The organism is Corallococcus praedator (assembly GCF_003612125.1).
In the GTDB taxonomy this organism is placed as follows: Bacteria; Myxococcota; Myxococcia; order Myxococcales; family Myxococcaceae; genus Corallococcus; species Corallococcus praedator.
This window is the reverse complement of the sequence record NZ_RAWI01000149.1, coordinates 1-20,387: the sequence shown is the minus strand read 5'-3', so window position 1 is coordinate 20,387 and position 20,387 is coordinate 1. Positions and strand designations below refer to the sequence as shown.

Sequence of the window (20,387 nt, the reverse complement as noted above, 5' to 3'; positions counted from 1 at the left end):
TGGTGGGGCTGTTCGGGGCGTGCTCGTCGGGCCGGGGTGAGGCGGTGCGGGCCTCGCCGGGCGCGTCGCGCGACAACGTGGCGGCGGACGGCTGCGCGCCGGCCACCTGTTCCCAGGCGATGGTCTCCTGTGGCCAGACGCCGGACGGCTGTGGCGGCTTCATCGACTGTGGCGACTGCGAGGCCGGCACCTGCTCCAACGGCCGCTGCGTGGCGCCGTCGGTGCCCGCGGGGCCGAAGAAGGACTCCGGCACCCCCACCAGCACGTGCAAGCCCGGGTGCAAACCCAACGAGTCCTGCGTGGACGACCGCTGCGTCTGTCAGCGCGCGACGTGCTCCTCGCTGGGCCTGCGGTGCGGCGCGGCGGAGGACGGCTGCGGCGGCGTGGTGCAGTGCGGCCCCTGCGTGCCGGCGTGCAAGCCGGACGAGATGGAGTGCTGCGGCGCGTGCATCCCCAAGGCGGAGGGCCGCTGCCCGGAGAACGTGCACTGCCCCACGGCGAACCCCCTGCCCACGCGCTGACGCGGGCGGCGGTTTCCGGCCCGGAAGCCTCTGGACGCGGAGGCCTGGAACCCGGATGTCAGACCCCCCCGCTATACCCTTCCCCGTCGCGCACACGGGAAGAAGGCCGGCCTCGCAGGTTCGAGTCCACACCCCATGCGCCCTCACCGCACGGGCAGGCCCGTCTCCCCGTGTGTGCGACGCCATGAGAAGGCACGAGACCGGGGGACTCGTGCGGGCAAGTTCCATGGATGCCATTGGCGGTCCACGGGCCAGGCGCCACCGGTGTTCCGGGCGCGCCCGTGGATGGGTCCAGTGACCGGTGCGCGCGAGGCGGGCGGCGTAGCAACCCCTCCCACCGTCCGCCTCGCGCAGCTTCCGTGTCCGGTGGGAGCACCCGCCGGGCAGGGAAGGGGGACGGCCTTCCAGGCACCCCGGCTTGCCACGGACGCGCTCGGGCGTGATACCCCACGGCGAGCCGCTGCTTCCTGGTGCCTTGCGGCCCTCGTGACGCGATGCAACTCCGATACGACATCGTGGTGGTGGGCCTGGGCCACGCCGGCTGCGAGGCGGCGCTCGCGTGCGCCCGGCTGGGCCTGTCCACCCTGGGGGTGACGCTCAAGCGCGACCGCGCCGCCGTGATGAGCTGCAACCCCGCAGTGGGCGGCACCGCGAAGGGCCACCTGGTGCGGGAGATGGACGCGCTCGGCGGACAGATGGGCCGCGTGGCGGACCTCGCGGGCACGCACTTCAAGACGCTCAATCCCTCCAAGGGCCCCGCCGTGCAGGCCACCCGCGTCCTCTGCGACCGCGACGCCTACGCCGCCGGGATGCAGGCGGTGCTTTTCTCCGAGCCGAACCTCACGGTGCTCGAAGGTGAGGTGGCCTCCGTCGTCGCGGAGGCGGGGCAGGTGAGGGGCGTGGTGCTGGGGGATGGCACCCAGGTCCTGGCCCGCGCGGTGCTGCTCACCACCGGCACATTCCTGCGCGCCCTCATGCACGTGGGCGAGCAGAAGGAGGTGGGCGGCCGGCTGGGGGACGACGCCGCGCGTGGCCTCTCCGAATCCCTGCACGCCCTGGGCTTCACCCTGGGCCGCTTCAAGACGGGCACGCCCGCGCGCCTGTCCCGCGACAGCATCGACTGGGACGCCGTCACACCGCAGCCCGGGGACACCGACGTTCGGCCGTTCTCCTGGCGCACGCAGGTGGAGCTCACTCGGGGCCAGCCGTTCCCGCGTCAGCCCGCCGTGATGTGCGGCCTCACCGCGACGACGCAGGCGACGCACCAGCTCTTGCGCGACAACCTGCACCGCTCGCCGCTGTTCCAGGGGGACATCGTGGGGCGGGGGCCCCGGTACTGTCCGTCGCTGGAGGACAAGGTGGTGCGCTTCGCCGCCCGGGAACGGCACCAGGTGTTCCTGGAACCGGAGGGCCCCACGTCGCCGCTGGTGTACCCGGCGGGCCTGTCCACGAGCATGCCCGCGGACGTGCAACTGGCCTTCCTGCGCACCATCCCGGGCCTGTCCCACGTGGAGGTGATCCGCTACGGCTACGCGGTGGAGTACGACTTCGCACCGCCCACGCAGCTTCACTCCACGCTGGAGACGAAGGCCGTCCAGGGCCTGTATTTCGCGGGGCAGCTCAACGGCACCTCCGGCTACGAGGAGGCCGCGTTCCAGGGCCTGTGGGCGGGGCTCCAGGCGGCGCTCAAGGTGAAGGGTGAACCGGCGCTGATCATCGGGCGGGAGGAGGCGCACGGCGCGGTGCTCGTGGATGATCTGGTGACCAAGGGCGTGGACGAACCGTTCCGCATGTTCACCAGCCGCTCCGAACACCGGCTCAAGCTGCGTGAAGGCAACGCGGACCTGCGCCTCGCGAAGCATGGCCACCGGGTGGGCCTGCTGCCGAAGGAGGCCCTGGAGCGGGCCGAGGCGCGGGCGCACGCGGTGACGCAGGAGGTGGCGCGGATCAAGCGCGTGGGGCTGGGGTTGCGGCTCAAGCGCCCGGAGGTGTCGTACGCGCAGCTCGCGGAAGGGCGCGAGGACTTTCCTGTGCTGGGCCCCGACGTCACCGAGGAGGTGGAGGTCGAGGTGAAGTACGAGGGCTATATCGCCCAGGCGGAACGGGCGGCGGCGCGCGAGGCGGAGGCGTCCGACCGGTGGCGGATTCCGGAGGCGTTCCGGTTCGCGGACGTGCGGGGGCTGGGGTCGGAGGCGGTGGAGAAGTTGTCGGCGCACCGGCCCGGGACGGTGGGGCAGGCGCGCCGGATTCCGGGCCTGACGCCGGCCGCGGTGTCGTTGCTGCTGGTCGCGCTCAAGCGGGGAAACGGGGCGCGGCGTGATCAGGAACAGGGCTGTGGATAACGTGTGGGCAATTCTGGGGATGGCTGTCCCCTGAGCAATTCCAGGGACTTGAAGGTCCGTTCGCGGTGGAGGTGTTGTGGATAACGCGCGGTTCGCAGATCAGCTGGCCTCGGGATGCAGTGCGTTGGGCGTGACGGTGGGCGAGGACGTGGGGCCCCGGTTGCAGCGGCTGATGGCGGAGCTTTTGAAGTGGAACGCGAAGGTGAACCTGACGGCCATCACCGCGCCGGAGGAGGTGCTGGAGAAGCACTTCCTGGACTCGCTGGCGGTGCTGCCGGAGGTGACGGGCGCGACGACGCTGCTGGACCTGGGCGCGGGCGCGGGCTTCCCGGGCCTGCCGCTGAAGCTGGTGTTGCCGACGCTGGGCGTGACGCTGGTGGACGCGGTGGGCAAGAAGGTCGCGTTCATCAAGGCGGCGGCGGCGAGCCTGGGCATGACGGGCGTGCGCGGACTTCATGCGCGCGCGGAGGGCAAGCCGGAGACGGAAGGGATTCCGCGCGCGCAGGTGCTCATCGCGCGAGCGTTCATGGACCTGCCGGACTGGCTCGCGCTGGCGCCCGCGTACGTGGAGGAGGGCGGGCGCGTGGTGGCGATGCTCGGCAAGGCGCAGACGGACGCGGAGCTCCAGGCCCGCGCGGCGGAGCGGAACCTGCGCGTGGTGTCCGCCCGTTCGTACCGGCTGCCGTTCTCCGGTGCTGAACGACAGGTCGCGGTGTTCGCGAAGGGGTAGGGGAGGGGAGCGGTCCAGCGCGGCCCCGGAGCGTGAGCTTCGGGGCCGTCTTCGTTTCCGCGACCTTGTGTGCGCGGCGCGCCGGTCTGTTACTTCGCGGGCGGGTGGTCCACCGGAACAGCCTTCAGGAGCGTCTCGACGAGGGTTTTCCGGAGGTGGTCCCGGCTGTTCATGGATGCGAGCGGCCAGGCCCCGACGCGCAGGTGCTCCGCGTTGGGGAACACCCGTGGATGCTCCGCAGGAGTGAACTCATGGAGCGTTCCGTCGGCGACGGTCCCCGACTTCAACAGCAGGCCCGCGAAGTCGGAGTTTCGGTATTCGGCCTGGGCCGAGGCGTGACTCAAGGCCGACTTGAAGGAGGCCACTGCCAGGACCAGCCATGCTTCTGAAGCGCCAGAGGGAGGGCTCAAATGCACCTCGACGGCGGCATGGTGCACGGCGACGGTGGAGTCGGCCGCGTAGAGGCGCCCCACGGCGCGAGGCAAACGATGCTCGAGGTTTTCGAGCGCCAGGGACTGCGTCTGGAGGAAGACGTTGTCGAAGTTGGCGGAGCACCACCCCGAATTCGAATCCTTCAGGACCCGGTCCACGTCCTCGAAGAGTCGGGAAACCTCCCGATAGACCTCTCGCATGAAGTCCGTGGCCTGTTTGATGGCGGCGCCTACCGCGGGAGGAGTCGGTTCCATCGGTCGGTCCTTTCAGGAAGCAGCGCAGGGCGAAGTTCGTGTTCCGGAAGCGACCCGAGGAATCCTGGTGGGTGAAGTGACCAGCGCTCGCGGAGGGTTGGGGGAGCACCCAGGACGGGAATCACACGCGAGAGCGACGAGAAGCCCCGGAACCCGAGCAATGACTTGTGCTCCAGGTAGGCCACCAGGTCCGTGACGAGGCGATGCGGGCCTCCCTTCGGCAGTTGGGGCGCCAGTTCCGTGAGAACCGGGTGGAGCGCGCGCCACGACAACCAGAAGAAGGACGCTTCGGCTTTTTCTGAGTCGAGGAGACGGTTCCAGCTCTGCTCCAACTCACGCTCTGGGGCGGTGCCTTGCCGCGTGATGTAGAGCAGGCGCTTTCCCTTGCCGGCCCACGAGGAGCCGTCGCGCGTGCGGAGGGTGCCCTCGTTCAGTGCGCGCCAGTAGTCCACGAGCTGATCTCCGTGGGTCCTGCCCTCCGGATCCGTGGAAAAGGGTTTCTGGCTCAAGGTCTCCAGGTACTTGCACTCGATGACGACGGGTTCAGTGGATCCGTCGCGGGAGTGGAGCAGGAGCACCGCGTCTGGTTCCCGCGCACCCGCTCGGGGCCAGAAACTCACCGTCGCATCGATCACGTCCTTACCCACGAGGGGGATGCCGTCCGGCCCGTGCTGTCGTTGTGCCTGTCGAAGCCACGGCAGCAGCGCCGCCGTCGCGGGCAGATAGGTCAGGGAGCCGAGCACGTTGGAGGTGAGCAGGTCCTCCTTCCGCGTGAGGTTCCCTGACGCAAGCTTGTTATGCAGGTCTGCCTTGAGCATGGTGGATCCGCGTGAGTGTAGCGGCGGACCTTGCTCCGGCGGATCCCCTGGAGGCAGTTCTCGGACGAAGCCCGGGAGCGCAGGAGTTTCAGGAGGGATCCGTGCGGTCGAAACGCGCGCGGCACCGCCTCCGATGTTCGCCTGATGTGCGCCGGGCCGTGGCGGGCTTCCGGCGCGATGCCGCGCGCGCCGCCGACCGCTCGGAGTTCGATGCGCTCGTGACCGCGCTGGCCGCCGTCAGTCCGGAGTTCGCGCGCATCTGGGACGAGCACGACGTGGTCGAACTCTCCGAGGGCCTGAAGGTGATCATCCACCCCGGCATCGGCCCCATCGAATTCGAACACGTCACGCTCTCGCACCTGGAACCCGACGGTCACGAGCTCCGCGTCTCGCTCTATTCGCCCGTGCCCGGGGAGAGCATGGAGCGAGCGCGGAAGTTGTTCCCGCGCGCTACGCGGTGAAGCGCGCGCCGGTCCACGCCTCGCTCGCCGTCCACAGCCGTTCCGCCAGGGCCTTGTCCACCGCCCACGGCATCACGCCTCGGGGGATGGGGGATTCGGGGCCCACGACCTCGGCGATGTCGACGTCATCGCAGTAGACCCCGCCCATGCCGTCCAACTGGGGACTCGTCGCGCACCAGATGCTCGTCGCCGCGCCCTGTTCCACGGTCTTGAGCGGCGCGATCTTGTTCGAGTTCTCGATGGCGCCGCGCTTCTCCTCCTCCGACATGGACCGCATCAGGTCGGTGATGATCCCGCCGGGATGCACGGAGAACGCGCGCACCCGGTGCGCCTCCCCGCGAGCGTCCAGCGCGAGCGCGAACAGGATGTTCGCCGTCTTCGACTGCCCGTACGCGACCCACTTGTCGTAGGGGCGCCGCTCGAAGTTCGGATCCTCGAAGTCCATCCCGGCCCTGCGGTGGCCGCGCGACGACAGGGCGACCACGCGCGCGCCGTTCGCCTTGCGCAGCGCGGGCCACAGGCGCGTCGTGAGCTGGAAGTGGCCCAGGTGGTTGGTCGCGAGCTGGGACTCGAACCCACGAGCATCCCGCACGAGCGGCGTCGCCATGATGCCGGCGTTGTTCAGGAGGATGTGGAGGGGGCGTCCGGACTTCACGAAGCGCCCGGCGAAGGCATCAATCGAAGCCGGATCCGCCAGGTCCAGCTGCTCCAGCTCCACGCGCTCCATGCCCGCGAGCGCCGCACGGGCCTTGTCGGGCGTGCGCGCGGGGACGATGACCGTCGCACCGGCGGCGGAGAGCACGCGCGTGGTCTCCAATCCGATGCCCGCGTATCCGCCCGTCACCACGGCGATGACGCCATCGAGCCGGCGGTCGCCCATCACCTCGCGCGCCGTCGTCCGCGCGCCGTAGCCAGAGTTCAGGGGCTGCTGATTCGTTGTCATGGCCGCAACCTGACGGCTGGAGGCCCGCGCGAAAAGAGCGTCAATTCATCCTATGTCCCGCACCACCAGGATGAGGCGGAGCGCGTCGTGACTCAGCGGTTTCCCGGACGCTGCTTCGCCTTCCGGTTCCAGTCGAAGTCGTAGGTCCGCTGCTCGCGCTGGATGATGGGAGGCCGACCCTTCACCGTGAAGGCTTCGGTGTGCACGGTGCGCACGGAGAACGGGCGCAGGGTGTCGGGGTCGGTGATCAGCTCCACGGTGGTGACGCTGCTCGCGGACTCCAGCACTTCCGCGGCGCACGGGTCGGACGCATTGCGAGCCAGCGCCGCGCTGCACCGCAGCTCCCGGGTCCGAGCCACGACCTGCCGGTAGGGGGCTCCGTCCAGCGCCGTCTCCCATTCCAACCGCACCGCGCCGGGCGTTTCCGCGACCGCGCCCCGGTGTCGGAGCGTGGAGCGCTGCTCCAGCGGTCCATTGGGATGACGGAGGGCGACGTTCTTCGTCTGCTCCTGTCCGGGCGCCAGCCGCACGCCGTTCCACGTTCCCACCCAGGCGGTCCACGTCAGCTCCGCGCGGTCCCGAAGCACGGTCTGGAAGAGGGGACTGTCCCAGCGGGCCCGTTGGGTTTCGCGAGCCCGTGGATCCGTTTCGAGCACGGTGACGGCGCGCTCGAACGCGGGTTCCAGTCCAGCGAGGTCGGTGAGGGCGCCGGTCCCGGAGAGCACGAGGTCCGGCTTGGTGAAGGTGGCGAGCAGCGCCTTCGTGTCGGGAGTTCCGTGCGCGGCGGGTTCGAGTTGTTGAAGGTTCTCGAAGTGGAGTTCGGAACCGGAACCGGGTTTCCGCGCGGTGAGCACGCCGTCGTACTTCAGCGAGGCGTGTTCGCGGTCACTGTCGATGCGCTCGGTGATGCCCACGCGGGAAGGCACGGGCCAGGCGAACTTGAAGGTCGTGACCGGGGGCGAAGCGCCTTCGCTCCGGGCCGGGCCACCGCCGAGCAGCATGAGGACGGAGAGCAACGGGAACCCTGGGGAGCGAAGGCGCATGGCTACGAGTCCGGTAATGCGCTTCGGTGTTCCGCGCAGCGTTTCGTCAGGCCAGGGGGGCCATGCTCCCGGTCGTGACCTCCGTGATGATGCGAACGGTGCGCGGTCGGGTTGATGGCGCGAGGAGCACACGATGGACACGGTGAAGCTGCGGGTGGCGAGGCCGACGAGGGACCTGGAAGCGGTGGTGCGGTTCTACCGGGACGGGTTGGGCTTCGAGGTGCTCGGTGGGTTCGAGGACCACGCGGGTTTCGATGGCGTGATGCTCGGACACCCGGGCGCGCCCTACCACCTGGAGTTCACGGTGGAGCGCGGCCACGAAGCGCCGCGCGCGCCAACGGAGGACCACCTCCTGGTGTTCTACGTGCCGGACCCCGAGGCATGGACGGCCCGGGTGCGGCGCATGGAGGCCGCGGGCTTCGCGGCGGTGCCTTCGCGCAATCCGTACTGGGACGCGCATGGAAGGACCTTCGAGGATCCAGATGGCTACCGCGTCGTGCTTCAGCGCGCGGCCTGGACGCGTTGAAGGGGGGCAGGGGAGGGGGGTTGGTTTTTTCGGGGGCATGAACGGCGAGGCCCGAATCCGCGTCACCTCCGCGCTGGTTCAGTCCCTTGGGCGAAGTGCAGAGGCTCCGCCTGACCTCTGTCACCGCCGGGTCCGTGCGACTCCTTTGCGCGTGGGTTCGGGTCCTTGCCGGGACCTGAAGCGCTGAGCCGGTCCGCGAACCATCCCGGTGATTCCGTCGCGGGTCTGGCCCGAGGACCTCACCAGGTGAAAACGGCGACGGGCCGTGTTCCACGTGGAACACGGTGGCGGCCAGCGGACCCGCATGAGGGGTCGCTCCCGCACAGGTCTGGCCCCGCGCTTCTTGTCCATGACGGTCCGGGTGCGTGGAGCCCACGGACACTCGGGTGGATGCAGATGCTGGGTGAGGGGCCGTGCGGGCCGCGATTCGGATGCCGCGTCTGGTGCCACTTCTGGCGGTGGAACTGGTTCCAGAAGTTGATGCCGCTTCGGGTGCCAGTTCATCGGGGCCGAACCTCCCTGAGCGTTCCTGTCAGGAGACCGCGCGCGGAAGGGCGGGTCGTGCAGTGAGGTGTCTAGCGCGCGTGGGCGCAAGCACACCGGGAGGTCGATGCCAGAGCTTCCGGTTCCGAACCGCGTGACGGGATCCCTGCCTTCCGAAGCGTCGCGTGTCCGCGCGATGCACGGTGAACCGCATGGTTCTCATGGAGGCTGTGTTCCACGTGGAACGTGCTCGGCCGGTTTTGGCAGGCGTGGGCCTTGAGGAAGGGACGGGGTTACGCGCCGCGCACTTCGACACAGGCCCTACCGTGTTGCTCACCGCACCCGCTTCGACTCATCGCCCCAGCATCAGTCTTCGGTACGGCGTGAGGGCCGGATGCCGATGCGATGGGGGCGTCGCATTCCAAGTCACCGCGACACCGAAGCCCATCCAGGCAGCGGTCGTGTTCCACGTGGAACACGCTGGCCCACGGTGGTTCGGAGGGTCCGGGTGAAAGCGTGTGACGGTTGTCCTGCCCATGCCGAGGTGGAGGACTCAAAGCCGGGCGTCGAGCGTGGTCCGTGCCGCACCATTCTTGGGCGCGTATGCGCAGCTGCTGTGGGATCCGGTCGAGCGCCGTGGGGGCTTACGAAGACTTCGACTGGCGCGGGTCTTCACGCGAAAGCATTCGTCCTGTCGGGCATCGAGGCATGCGGAACACGGGCATTGGCGATGGGCTTCGACGATGTGCCGAGCACCGCGCGTCCTGCTCGGTGAAAGGTGGCCGCTTCACGAAAGGTACTTCGGTGTTCCACGTGGAACACGGTTGGGGGGCAGCCAGGAAAGACGGAGAAGTGAACTGCGGTGCTCCGCGCCCAGGGGCGCTTGCGGTCTTCAATCGGTTCTTCAACCGGGTCTGCACGCGGCGAACCGCGCCCTGGGAATGACTCCGGTGGGATCCACCAGGCATCGATTGAGCGGACGTAAGAGCGAGGCGTGTTCCACGTGGAACACGCACAAGAGGGGGCTCTCCTGGCCGCTCGTGCTCCATCCTGGGCTGGTGGTTCAGGCACCCGCGAAGGGCCTGGCCGTGAGCTGGCAGCGATACGCGAAGACACACCGGATGCGGCCGGATGACAGGACCTGAATCGAACGCGTGCGCACCTGAAGCACGCCTGTGAACCGCATGCGTTGGAACCTCCGGATCCGCGTGAGGCATGGTGGTGGCGCGCGGCTCCTGAGCGCTGAATGAGCGCGTGAAAGGAGGCGCTGGGATGGCTGCTCCTTCCCCTGCCTCCATCCCGGGTCCTTGTTCGAAAGCACTTCCTGATGCGGCGTGAGGCTTCGCGGTGGAGGACGTGTTCCACGTGGAACGTCCTTTCGCGAAGCCGCCCCACTTCGCATGGGCATGTTCGCGCGCACGGGGTGCTGGAGCCGTCGTCACATCTCCGGGGGATGCGCACGCGTGCACGGCTTTGAAGGCGGTGGCGGTCGTGTTCCACGTGGAACGTCGTGCTGCTCTTCAGGTCGCGCCTGCGCATCGACACCGCTGGGTTGAAGCGGGCACTGGATGCGATGGGCTCAGCATCTGATGGACCCCGCATCTGGTGACGTGTCGCTTCGATGCAACCGAGATCCGTTCATGCGAACAGGTGCGTGGACGGTCGAGGTTCCGACCGTTGTTGTTCCACGTGGAACATGGACACTCGTGGGTGGCCTGGGCTCGGGCGGTGCTCACACGCATGAAGAGATTCAGGGACGACCGCTGCGCATCAGAAGCCGTGGCGGAGGCGAGGGCCATGGGGCGTGGCGTCACCGCGCATCTGCGATGCCGGGTGCATCACGTGTCGCTTCCGGACCGATTCGCGAACGTGCGCACGTGACCTCTTCTTTGCGCATGGGTTCACGCAGGAATCGCGGCGGTTCGTGTTCTTGGACACGCGACGGACCGGGGGACTCGACTTCGAAACCCTGGGACCCAACGGTGACCGGGTGGCCTGGCCCAAGGCTGTTCCACGTGGAACGTCGGAACGGACGCGCTGACTCATGCATGAGTCAGGAGCGCGTGCGGCATCGCGCGCGAAACCTTGGATGGGCTTCGGCGCTCACCACACATGGAACTTCGCTTGGTCTACCTGGGGCCCGGCCTGCCGGATCCAGCGCACCCGCGTTGACGGTTCAGCGGTCACGAACCGGACTGGCGTGCGGCCCCGGGCATTTCGCCAGGCCCTTGTTCACACCGCCTCCGCGCGGCCCTGGATGAAGAAGCGCGGACACGCGCGGAGGAACCCACGATGCGCTCAGATGGGAGCATCCGATGTGAGGTCGTCGATCCGCCGTGCTGATGCCTCACTGCATCCCGAACGGCTGAACGCGAAGTCATCGGCCCAGGACAACGGAGGCTCCGAAGAATGCCTCCGCGAAAGCCCATGACCGCGCATCTCGCACGAAGCGGGGGGCTTGGGGCGCAAGTCCTCATGGAGGCTCCGGAGACGCACCGCCCACCCGTCCAGCGGTGGATGCGGAGGCGGCCTGGGCATGTGACGCAGTCAGCTCCCTGGCGCACCGCTCCGCGGTTTTGTCAGCGAAAGCCAGTGGGGGCGGCTCGGGCTGGAAGCCCCCTCCGCTGACGAGGCGTCCAAACCTGTCCGACAGTCGGACAGGTTTCCCAAGGCGCCGCCCGGCACGTCCCTCCGCGCTCTTCTCGCCAAACTCGCCGGAGTTGAAACCCAAGGTGGATGGAACCCGGAGCGACCCGCTGTCCGGCTCCACGGGAAGGGTTTGCGCATGGGGACAGGGCGCCCCACGCGCGCCACGGAGTCCTCGGCGGCTGGCTCGATTGGCGAAGGTGCCCGCGAAGCCTTGGACTCATGCGCAGCGTCAGCTTGGGGAGCTCCGCCGCGAACTCGCACGGTCTCATCGCGAAGCCATTCGTGAAGCCACCGGCCCACGAACTTCGAGGCCCCGATGAGGTCCGCTGCGAAGCCTCCGAAGTCACGAGCTCACGACCAGCGCAACTGTGGAGACCGTCACCTCGAACGCCCACGAACACATGGCGAAGTCGCCGCCGGGCCGCCGGCCCACGACCGTCGCAATCACGGAACCTTCACCGCGAACGCCAGCGACGGCACTGACCGACTGGCGGTCCCCCAACGCGGAGTCACCAGCCCATGCCCACCGCATTCACGGAAGCCCATGAACCGTGAGCTCACGGTCGCATCACGAAATCGCGTGATGAACCCGGAGTCGTGAACCGCGCGAAGTCGGCCGTGCGCACTTCCCGCCGCCGACCCCCCGAAAAAACCAACCACCCTTCCGGCCGGCCCGGAACCCTCGCGGGAAGCAGCCGGGCAGGCAGCCATACGACCGCTCCACCGCGTGAATTCCAGCCCACGCGAGGCCCGTTCCGCTGGCCCTCGCACACCCCGAGCAAGAGGCCTGGCAGGGGCTTCGGCTCTTCACGGACACTAATTTGATCCGTCCAAGATCCCCGTGCTAGCTGCCTGATCAGGCCCGAATTCGCGCGCACGTCCGCGCGGTTCCGGGCGGGGCTCCGGTGAACCCGGGGCGAGAGAGGATGGGCCACGTGGGTCGTATCATCTGCATCTCCAACCAGAAGGGCGGGGTGGGCAAGACCACCACCGCCATCAACCTCGCGGCGAGTCTCGCGTCCGCCGAGCGCCGCACCCTGCTGGTGGACATGGACCCCCAGGGCAACGCCGGCAGCGGCCTGGGCCTCAAGCGCGACGCCCTCCACGGCACCGTCTACGACGCGCTCCTCGGCGGCCGCCCCGCTTCGGAGCTCATCCACCCCACCGAGCTGAGATTCCTCCAGGTCATCCCCGCCACGCCCGACCTCACCGGCGCGGAAGTCGAACTCGTCAACCAGGAGCGGCGCGAGTTCCGCCTGCGCGAAGCCCTGCTGCCGCTCAAGGACAAGTACGACTACATCATCATCGACTGTCCGCCCTCGCTGGGCCTGCTCACCCTCAACGCGCTCGTCACCGCGGACTCCGTCCTCATCCCGCTCCAGTGCGAGTACTACGCGCTGGAAGGCCTGTCCCAGCTCACGCACACCATCGACCTGGTGAAGCAGGGCCTGAACCCCGCGCTGAAGATGGAGGGCATCCTGCTCACCATGTTCGACGCCCGGGCGAACATCGCCCATCAGGTCGTGGATGAGGTGCGCGGCTACTTCAAGGACCAGGTCTTCCAGGCCGTCGTCCCGCGCAACGTGCGCCTGTCCGAGTGCCCGTCCTTCGGCAAGCCCATCATCCTCTATGACATCAAGTCGAAGGGCTGCGAGAGCTACCTGGCGCTCGGCCGGGAGCTGATGCGCCGGGAGAACCCCCGGCCGTCCAAGCGCCGGGTCGCCTGAACGCCCTCCGCCTTTGATGCGAATGGGCTGACGCCTGCCCCGGTTCGCCGGGTACACCGATGGCCCGATGCGCCGGCACCACGCCAGCGCGGGAGTTGCTGAACACCGTGCAGAAGACCGCAGACACCCAGAAGCGCGCCCTGGGCCGGGGCCTCTCCGCACTCATCCCCCAGGCCGCCCCCGCCGCTCCGGCGCCCGTGCCTCCTTCGAAGGCCGGGGTGCTGAAGCTGGCCATCGAGGCCATCCACCGCGACAACCTCCAGCCCCGCCGCCACTTCGACGAGGCGAAGCTCCACGAGCTCACCGAGTCCATCAAGGCGCAGGGCATCCTGCAGCCCATCCTCGTGCGCAAGGATGGGGACGGTTACAAGATCATCGCCGGCGAGCGCCGCTGGCGTGCGTCCCAGGCCGCCGGCCTCAAGGAGATCCCCGCCATCGTGCGCGAGGTCACGGAGGCGCAGGCCTTCGAACTCGCGCTGGTGGAGAACCTCCAGCGCTCGGACCTGAACCCCATCGAAGAGGCGGATGGGTACAAGCGCCTGGTGGACGAGTTCAAGCTCACGCAGGAGCAGGTGGCCCAGAAGGTGGGCAAGGAGCGCTCCACCGTCGCGAACGCGCTGCGCCTGCTGGCGCTGCCCGCGGACGTGAAGGAGATGGTCGCGGACGGGTCGCTCAGCATGGGCCACGCTCGCGCGCTGCTCGGCGTGCCGCGCCTGCCGGAGCTGCAGAACCTGGCGCGCCAGGTGACGGAGAAGAAGCTGTCCGTGCGCGACACGGAGCGGCTGGTGCAGCAGGGCCGGTCCGCGAAGTCGAAGGACACGGGGAAGCCCGCGCCCAAGGTGAGCCCGCAGGTGAAGGCCCTGACCGAAGAGCTGCAACGTCGGTTGGGGACAAAGGTGCGCTTGTCGGAGAAAAGCCCAGGAAAAGGCACCCTTGAAGTGGACTTCTTCTCCTACGATGACCTGGACAGGCTGTTGAAGCTTCTGAGGAAGGAGTAGGGCGTGGCGCTCCTTGGCGGAAAGAAAGACGAAGCACCCAGCAAGCCCCTGTTCAAACGGGAGGAGGATCACGTGTCGACGCGTCCGGGTGAGGTTCACACGCTTCTGGGTAAGGGAAGCGAGTTCGAGGGGAAGCTCACCTTCGAGGGTCAGGTTCGAATCGACGGGAAGTTCAACGGGCAGATCATCACCAAGGACGTGCTCGTCATTGGTGACGGCGCCCGCGTGCAGGCGGAGATCACGGCCGGCACCGTCATCATCAACGGCACCGTGGAAGGCAACGTGCGCGCCGCGCAGCTCATCGAGCTGAAGCAGCCGGGCCGCATGAAGGGCAACCTGGAGACGCCGTCGTTCACCATGGATCGCGGCGCCATCCTGGAGGGCGCGGTGAAGATGGAGAACATCGGCAAGGGTGGCCCGCCGCCCATGGGCGAGAAGAAGTAGGTGTCCGTCTTCCCGTCCAGCGCGCGGAGGGTCGTAGGCTTCGTGACCCTCGCGCTCTTCGCGGGATGCCGGGGCTGCCAGGACGAAACGCCGTCCTCCGGGAGCCTCACGGAGGACGCGGGTCTGCGTTCCGGCGTGAAGGTGCCGCTGCCGCCGGGATGGTCCGCGCAGGTGGCCACCGATGGCAGCTTCCAGGCGGGCCCTCCCGGCCGCCCGGCGCTGCGCGTGGACCTGAAGCCGGGGCAGGGCGAACAGATGCCCTCCTCGGAGAAGCTGGCGGACACCGTTCGCGAGCAGATGAAGCACTTCACGCTGTCGCTGGACCAGGAAGAGGACAAGGAGTCCTTCTCCCTGCTGCGCGTCACCCTGGCCCCGGCGCTGCCGGACGGAGGGGTGGGCCCGGAAGCGCCCGCGTTCTTCGGCGCCCGGCGCGTGGGGGAGGACCTGTTCCTCTGCGCCAGCCTCCCCGGTGCCTCCACCGAGGAGGTGCGTCTGGCCACCGAGGCCTGCCGCACCATCCAGGTCCAGGCCGCGCCCCGCTGAAACCCAGACGTCCTGCGCAGGACGGTTGGGGCCCGCGACGCCCGACCCCGGGTTGTGCGCGGACTCCTTCGCCTCGTTCGATGTGCTCCTTCCCCTCAAGGAGCAGCCCATGGACGACTGGCGCAAGAACCTCATCGAAGACCCGACGGGCATTGGAGCGCTGCTGGGCAGCACCAAGCGCGTCGCGGTCCTGGGCATCCGGCCGGACACCCACCCGACCAAGCCCGCGCACGCCATCCCGAAGTTCCTCAAGGACCATGGCCTCACGGTGCTGCCCGTCCCCACGCACCACGAGCAGGGAGGCACCATCCTGGGCGAGCCCGTGTCCACGTCGGTGAAGGACGTACCCGGCGAGGTGGACGTGGTGGACGTGTTCCTGCGCCCGGAGGACATCAACGCGCACGTGGACGACCTGCTGGCGAAGAAGCCCCGGGCGGTGTGGTTCCAGAAGGGCATCCGCAACGACGCCGCGGCGGAGCGCCTGGCCAAGGCTGGCATCCAGGTGGTGCAGGACCACTGCATGATGGTGGAGTGGAAGACGCATCATCCGCACGGGTAGGCCGGGTCCGGACGCCGCGTGGAGGTAGAGCAGGCGGGAGAAAGCGACCGTGCAGGAACGTTCTGCGCGGCCCGCGTGTCCCCATTACGTGAAGCGGGTGATGGTTTCTCGAAGCTGGGACTGGGCGGGGATGGACTTTGGGGCCGACCCGAGGTGCAATCCCGTCCACGCGCCGTCACCACGTGTCCCCGGGACTTCCCGAAAGCCTTCCGACTTCCTAACCTTAGCTTCCCGATCTGCGTCGAGCGCCCGTCGCGGCCCGCATCAGGTCCTCACGCTGTGCCCCTCGTAAGGAGTCCGCGCATGACGCTCACCGAGATGCTTCCCCTCCCCCTGGCCGTCGTGGAGATCGGCGCCCTGGGTGAGCAGCTTGCAGCAGCGGGAGGCCTGGTCATCACCGCGGCGGCGGCACTGTGGGCCGCGTGGACCCGTCCGGCGCAGCCGGCTCCGGTGCCCGTGCCCGTGCGTCGCAACCCGCCGCGCCGCCGTTAGTCGCACCCCGTAGCCTCCCGGGCCCTCGTCGCCCGGTGCCTTCTTCGGGCCCGTGCCCGGCGCCTTCCCCAGCGCGCCGGGCCGCCCCTGCCGGGCAGGACCTCCCGCCTCAGCGCTTCATCGCCAGCGACAGCGCGAAGTCGCCGTCCGCGTCCGTCCACCACGCGGCCAGGTCCAGACCCGCGTCGCGCAGCTCCGCCTGCACCTGCTCGCGACAGAACTTGCAGCTCACCTCCGTGCGCAGACATTCGCCCTCGGCGAAGTCCACGCGCTGCTCCAGGTCCCCCAGCCATACGGACTGGGCCTTGCGGGAGATGAGGCGCATCTCGATCCACTTGTTCTTCTCATCGAACGGGGCCAGGTGTTCGAAGGCCTCCGGGTCGAAGTCCGCGTTCAGCTCGCGGTTGAGCACGCGCAGCACGTTGCGGTTGAAGTCCGCCGTCACGCCCGCGCTGTCGTTGTAGGCGGCGAAGAGGCGCTCGCGGTCCTTGATGAGGTCCGTGCCCAGCAAGAGCCCGTCCCCCGGCCGCAGCCCGGAGGACAGCTCGCGCAGGAACAGCGCGCGCTGCGCCGGCTTCAGGTTGCCGATGGTGCCGCCCAGGAAGGCGATGAGCCGCCGGCCGCCGCCCGGCAGGCGCCCCAGGTGCTGCTCGAAGTCCCCCACGACGGCATGCACCGCGATGCCCGGGTACTCGCGCGCCAGACCCTGCGCCGCCTTGCGCAGGAACGCCTCGCTCACGTCGAAGGGCACGAAGCGCTTGAGCTGTCCGGCCGCGTCCATGGCGTCCAGGAGGAGGCGCGTCTTCTCGCTGGTGCCGCTGCCCAGCTCCACCAGCGTGTCCGCGCCGCTCAGGCGGGCGATGTCGTCCGCGTGCGCGTGCAGGATTTCGCGCTCGCGGCGCGTCGGGTAGTACTCCGGCAGGCGGGTGATGTCGTCGAAGAGCTGGCTGCCGCGCTCGTCGTAGAGCCACTTGGGGCTCAGCTCCTTGGGCGCGTGGCACAGGCCCTGGAGCGCCTCGGTGCGGAGCGCGCGCTGCGCGTCCCCCTGCTTCACGTACACGTCCACGCGAACGCCGGGTGCTTCGTCGGTGCCCGGAACCTGCGCCTCGCCCTGATCCGTCCTCATCCTCATGCGTTCCTCACCTCACGTCCCGTGCACAGCGAAAGCCGGCGAAGATCTGCCGGCGGATGGGGAAGTCCCAGTTGCGGAAGCTGTTGCGCACCGCCACCGGCGCGCTCGCCCAGGCGCCTCCCCGAAGCACCTTCGACTCGGTCCCGAAGAACACCTCCGAGTACTCGCGGTAGGGGAAGGCCCGGAACCCCGCGTACGGCTGGAAGTCGCTGGAGGTCCATTCCCACACGTCACCCACGAGCCCGAAGACGCCGTCCGCGCTGCGGCCCAGCGGATGGCTGCCCACCGGTGACGGGCCCCACCGCGTCCCGCCCAGGTTGGCATGCGCGTCCGTGGGCGCGTCGTTGCCCCAGGGATGGCCGCGCGCCACGCCGTCACTGCCCTGCGCGGCCTTCTCCCACTCGGACTCGGTGGGCAGGCGCTTGCCGGCCCATCGCGCGTAGGCGTCCGCCTCGTACCAGGACACGTGCTGGACGGGTTCGTCCTTCGGCAGGGGCTCCACCGTGCTGAAGCGGCGCCGCAGCCACACGTGCTGGCCCTGCGGCATCCAGAAGAGCGGGTGGCGGATGCCCTCCGCCTGGAGCCACGCGAAGCCCCTGGGGTCCCACCACCGCGGATCCTCGTAGCCGCCGGACTCCACGAACACGAGGTAGTCCCCCGTGGTGACGGGGTGCGCGTCCAGGAGGAAGGGCGCCACGTCCACGACATGCCGGGGCCGCTCGTTGTCGTAGGCCCAGGCCTCCGTGCCGCCCAGGTGCACCGGGCCGCCGGGGATGAGGACCTCGTGCTGGGGCACCGCGCCGGGCTGGTGACGCGGCGGCTCCACCGGGTTGTACTCGCCGTGGGTCATCAGTTGCAGCGTGGCGGCCAGCGTCTCCGCGTGCTGCTGTTCGTGCTGCGCCACCATGCCGAAGACGTAGCCCCCGGCGAGCAGCGGATCCGCGCCCTCCTCCGGCAGCGCTTCCAGGTGCGCGCGCACCGCCTCGCGCACGCGGGTGGCGTAGGCCCAGGCGGCCTCCGGCTCCAGCAGGGGCAGCGTGGAGCGGGTGCTCCGGGGGTGGCGGAAGGCGTCGTAGATGGCGTCGAACGCCGGATCCGTGAAGGCCGGGGCGCCCAGGGCGCGCAAGAGCCACTGCTCCTCGTAGTTGGCCACGTGGGCCACGTCCCAGACCAGCGGAGACATGAGCGGCGAGTGCTGCCGCATCAGCTCCACCTCCGGCACGGGCGCCAGCATCGCCTGCAGGCGCGCGCGCCCCGCCTCCAGCTCCCGCAGGGCCCGGGCCTTCCAGGCCGTCGCTTCCCCCAGGGGCATCCGCTCCTGCATCGTGGCCCTCATCGACATGGTCGGCCCAAGGTAGGAAGGGGCGCCGGGCCTCGCTAACCCCCCAGGCCCCCCTGGCGCGAGGGTCGCGTGAGGGACCACACGTTTGCGAGCCTGCTTCCCCTCCGTCATGACCCGGAGTCCTAACCCGCCAGGGACCCCCTGTCGGGGTCCTGTGAACCCGACTGATGCTTTTTGCTCAAAATAGATGGCTCGGGCAAGCGTGACCCGGCGGGTGGGTGGCTGAGGCAACGACCGGTGACGGCGCAGGCGCCAGACGTGGAGCGGACGCCCCGCCCCCAAGAGGGGGACCCTCCAGGGCTGGCATGTGTCCACCAGTTGTCGGGGATTTCCGGAATGACATGCCTGCGTGGGGGAGGGGGTCCTTATGCTGTATCCATGGCCCATTCCGAGGTGAGCAGGCCGGTGCTGGTGGTGGAGGACGATGACGACGTCCGCGCCGCCATCGCTGAAATCCTGGAGGGGGAGGGGTACGAGGTGGCGGTGGCCGCCAACGGGCGTGAGGCCCTGGATGAGCTGGTCCACCTGCGGGCGCCGTGCCTCATCCTGCTGGACCTGAGGATGCCGGTGCTGGACGGGGCGGGGTTCCTGCTGAACCTGCGCTCGGACTGGCCGAGGCTGCGGGACGTGCCGGTGCTGGTGCTCACCGCCGTGGACTCCGAGCCGCCGCCGGACACGCAGGGCCTGTTGCGCAAGCCCATCATCCCGGACGAGCTGCTGGCCAGCGTGGGACGGCTGGCCGTGCGGAGGCCCTGAAGCGGCAGGGCGCTGCCCTCTTCAGCCCACGCGCGTCACGGCGAGCAGCGTGAGCGTGCTGGCGCGCGGGTCGCGCTCGTAGAGCAGCTCCAGGCCGTGGCCTTCCACCTGGTACCGCGCGGGCCCCGCGACCGAGTCCTGGTTCCGGGACCGCTCCGCCAGCCGGGCCAGGGTGTCCTGGAGGGCCTCGAACGCTTCCGCGGACATGCGACCCACTTCCCGCCAGGCAGGCGGCGCGTAGTGGACGCGGTACGGAAGGAGCAGGCGATTTCTGGCGGAGGACTGGGACACGGATCGGTTTCCTTGGCGGAGACCGTCCTTGCGAACCGCGTGCCTGCCAACATCACCGGGAATTCCGGGCACTTTCGAGCCCGCCTGCCACCGGGCGGACTGAAGAAGTTACGGATCCGCTGGAAATCGTAGGGGAAGAAATGACCGCCGGTGAGGGCATTCCAGGCACGGGGGTGGACAGGGGTCGTCCGCACGACCGGGCTTCGGTGCGGCGGGCATCCGGTGCGCAGCGGCTGCCTCCTGCCCTGCGGGTGCGCAGCGTTGAACGGACGGGCCCGACGGCGGGCTCTCCCAGCTCCAGGCCCGGCCACCGGGCCCGCGCACGCATTCGAGGAGGCACACCCATGGAACGGCGGACCACCCCCTGGTCGGTGAGGAACGGGCTGCTCTTCGGCATGGCCGCGGGCCTGATGTTGGCGTTGGCGGAGACGGTGCTGTCGGTGGCGGCGGGGGACGGGGCCTTCCGGCCGGTGCGGATGAGCGCGGCGGTGGTGCTGGGGACGCCGGCCTTCACGCCGCAGGTGTCCACGGGCCTGGCGGTGGCGGTGGGGCTGGCGGTGCACCTGGCCATCTCCGCGGGCTGGGGGCTCATGTACACATTGCTGGACGCGATGCTGCCCACGGACGGGCGCGGCCGCTGGGAGTTCCAGGCGGCGGTGGGGATGCTCTTCGGCATCTTCGTGTGGCTGGTGAACTTCCAGCTGTTGGCGCGCGGCTACTTCCCCTGGTTCCTGGATGCGCCGCAGTTCCTCCAGATTGTGTGGCACGCGGTGTTCATGGGACTGCCCATGGCCTTGCTGTTCACGGCGGCGGAGCGCCGGCGCTCGCCGCTGGTGGAACCGTCGCCCTGACAGGGCGTCCCGCGAGGGGGACCGGGTGGGGTGGCCGGTTGGACCTGGCC

Annotated in this window: 19 protein-coding genes and 1 pseudogene; 13 read left to right on the top strand and 7 right to left on the bottom strand. The window is 69.3% G+C overall.

Features of this window, described 5'->3' with window-relative positions:
• From D7Y13_RS45765 to rsmG, 3 genes and pseudogenes are all read left to right on the top strand, one after another.
• Positions 1-521: pseudogene (locus D7Y13_RS45765) on the top strand (hypothetical protein); the annotation flags it as partial.
• Positions 522-1,015: 494 nt separating this feature from the next.
• Entirely contained in the window at positions 1,016-2,863 is a 1,848-nt protein-coding gene (mnmG, locus tag D7Y13_RS20100) for a tRNA uridine-5-carboxymethylaminomethyl(34) synthesis enzyme MnmG (RefSeq protein ID WP_120583872.1), read from the top strand.
• Positions 2,864-2,939: 76 nt separating this feature from the next.
• Positions 2,940-3,593, top strand: coding sequence for a 16S rRNA (guanine(527)-N(7))-methyltransferase RsmG (rsmG, locus tag D7Y13_RS20095; protein WP_120533117.1), 654 nt, complete (start codon positions 2,940-2,942; stop codon positions 3,591-3,593).
• Between the two features lie 89 nt (positions 3,594-3,682).
• On the opposite strand, the gene D7Y13_RS20090 is transcribed toward rsmG, so the two are convergent.
• A complete protein-coding gene (locus D7Y13_RS20090) occupies positions 3,683-4,279 on the bottom strand; it encodes a hypothetical protein (protein WP_120583873.1) in 597 nt (198 codons plus the stop codon).
• Positions 4,255-5,097, bottom strand: coding sequence for a hypothetical protein (locus D7Y13_RS20085; protein ID WP_120583874.1), 843 nt, complete (start codon positions 5,095-5,097; stop codon positions 4,255-4,257). The genes D7Y13_RS20090 and D7Y13_RS20085 overlap by 25 nt, the downstream gene beginning before the upstream one ends.
• Positions 5,098-5,198: 101 nt before the next feature.
• On the opposite strand from D7Y13_RS20085, the gene D7Y13_RS20080 reads away from it, so the two are divergent.
• Entirely contained in the window at positions 5,199-5,558 is a 360-nt protein-coding gene (locus D7Y13_RS20080) for an MmyB family transcriptional regulator (RefSeq protein ID WP_233595580.1), read from the top strand.
• Here D7Y13_RS20080 and D7Y13_RS20075 read toward each other — a convergent pair.
• Both D7Y13_RS20075 and D7Y13_RS20070 read right to left on the bottom strand, forming a co-directional pair.
• Positions 5,548-6,501: an oxidoreductase gene (locus tag D7Y13_RS20075; protein WP_120533121.1), complete on the bottom strand. Its 954-nt coding sequence runs from the start codon at positions 6,499-6,501 to the stop codon at positions 5,548-5,550. The genes D7Y13_RS20080 and D7Y13_RS20075 overlap by 11 nt on opposite strands.
• Positions 6,502-6,593: 92 nt before the next feature.
• Positions 6,594-7,544, bottom strand: a complete 951-nt coding sequence (locus D7Y13_RS20070; protein WP_147444309.1) for a hypothetical protein — start codon at positions 7,542-7,544, stop codon at positions 6,594-6,596.
• Positions 7,545-7,677: 133 nt separating this feature from the next.
• On the opposite strand from D7Y13_RS20070, the gene D7Y13_RS20065 reads away from it, so the two are divergent.
• The 7 genes from D7Y13_RS20065 (at position 7,678) to D7Y13_RS20035 (ending at position 15,965) form a co-directional block, all read left to right on the top strand.
• On the top strand, positions 7,678-8,070 hold the full coding sequence (locus tag D7Y13_RS20065) for a VOC family protein (protein ID WP_120533123.1): 393 nt from the start codon (positions 7,678-7,680) through the stop codon (positions 8,068-8,070).
• A 4,067-nt stretch (positions 8,071-12,137) separates the two neighbouring features.
• Positions 12,138-12,929: a ParA family protein gene (locus D7Y13_RS20060; protein ID WP_120533133.1), complete on the top strand. Its 792-nt coding sequence runs from the start codon at positions 12,138-12,140 to the stop codon at positions 12,927-12,929.
• Positions 12,930-13,036: 107 nt separating this feature from the next.
• The gene (locus D7Y13_RS20055) at positions 13,037-13,927 is read left to right on the top strand and encodes a ParB/RepB/Spo0J family partition protein (protein ID WP_120583688.1); all 891 of its coding nucleotides are present in this window, start codon (positions 13,037-13,039) and stop codon (positions 13,925-13,927) included.
• A 3-nt stretch (positions 13,928-13,930) separates the two neighbouring features.
• Positions 13,931-14,371 (top strand): bactofilin BacM, encoded by a 441-nt coding sequence (gene bacM / locus D7Y13_RS20050; RefSeq protein ID WP_120533124.1) that lies wholly within the window; start codon positions 13,931-13,933, stop codon positions 14,369-14,371.
• The gene (locus tag D7Y13_RS20045; RefSeq protein ID WP_233595551.1) at positions 14,372-14,914 is read left to right on the top strand and encodes a hypothetical protein; all 543 of its coding nucleotides are present in this window, start codon (positions 14,372-14,374) and stop codon (positions 14,912-14,914) included.
• A 109-nt stretch (positions 14,915-15,023) separates the two neighbouring features.
• Positions 15,024-15,473 (top strand): CoA-binding protein, encoded by a 450-nt coding sequence (locus tag D7Y13_RS20040; RefSeq protein ID WP_120583686.1) that lies wholly within the window; start codon positions 15,024-15,026, stop codon positions 15,471-15,473.
• A 303-nt stretch (positions 15,474-15,776) separates the two neighbouring features.
• A complete protein-coding gene (locus tag D7Y13_RS20035) occupies positions 15,777-15,965 on the top strand; it encodes a hypothetical protein (protein ID WP_120533125.1) in 189 nt (62 codons plus the stop codon).
• 109 nt (positions 15,966-16,074) lie between these two features.
• Here the strand turns inward: D7Y13_RS20035 and egtD are convergent, their stop codons facing one another.
• Together egtD and egtB are read right to left on the bottom strand one after the other, a co-directional pair.
• Complete coding sequence (egtD, locus tag D7Y13_RS20030; RefSeq protein ID WP_120533126.1) at positions 16,075-17,097, bottom strand: L-histidine N(alpha)-methyltransferase; 1,023 nt, start codon at positions 17,095-17,097, stop codon at positions 16,075-16,077.
• A 7-nt stretch (positions 17,098-17,104) separates the two neighbouring features.
• Positions 17,105-18,439, bottom strand: coding sequence for an ergothioneine biosynthesis protein EgtB (gene egtB / locus D7Y13_RS20025; protein ID WP_120533127.1), 1,335 nt, complete (start codon positions 18,437-18,439; stop codon positions 17,105-17,107).
• 378 nt (positions 18,440-18,817) lie between these two features.
• Between egtB and D7Y13_RS20020 the strand changes: the two genes are divergently transcribed.
• Positions 18,818-19,195 (top strand): response regulator, encoded by a 378-nt coding sequence (locus D7Y13_RS20020; protein ID WP_120533128.1) that lies wholly within the window; start codon positions 18,818-18,820, stop codon positions 19,193-19,195.
• Positions 19,196-19,216: 21 nt separating this feature from the next.
• Here the strand turns inward: D7Y13_RS20020 and D7Y13_RS20015 are convergent, their stop codons facing one another.
• Positions 19,217-19,486, bottom strand: coding sequence for a hypothetical protein (locus D7Y13_RS20015; RefSeq protein WP_147452468.1), 270 nt, complete (start codon positions 19,484-19,486; stop codon positions 19,217-19,219).
• A gap of 344 nt (positions 19,487-19,830) precedes the next feature.
• Here D7Y13_RS20015 and D7Y13_RS20010 point away from each other — a divergent pair, with 344 nt between their 5' ends.
• Positions 19,831-20,337, top strand: coding sequence for a hypothetical protein (locus tag D7Y13_RS20010; RefSeq protein WP_120533130.1), 507 nt, complete (start codon positions 19,831-19,833; stop codon positions 20,335-20,337).
• Positions 20,338-20,387: the final 50 nt, after the last annotated feature.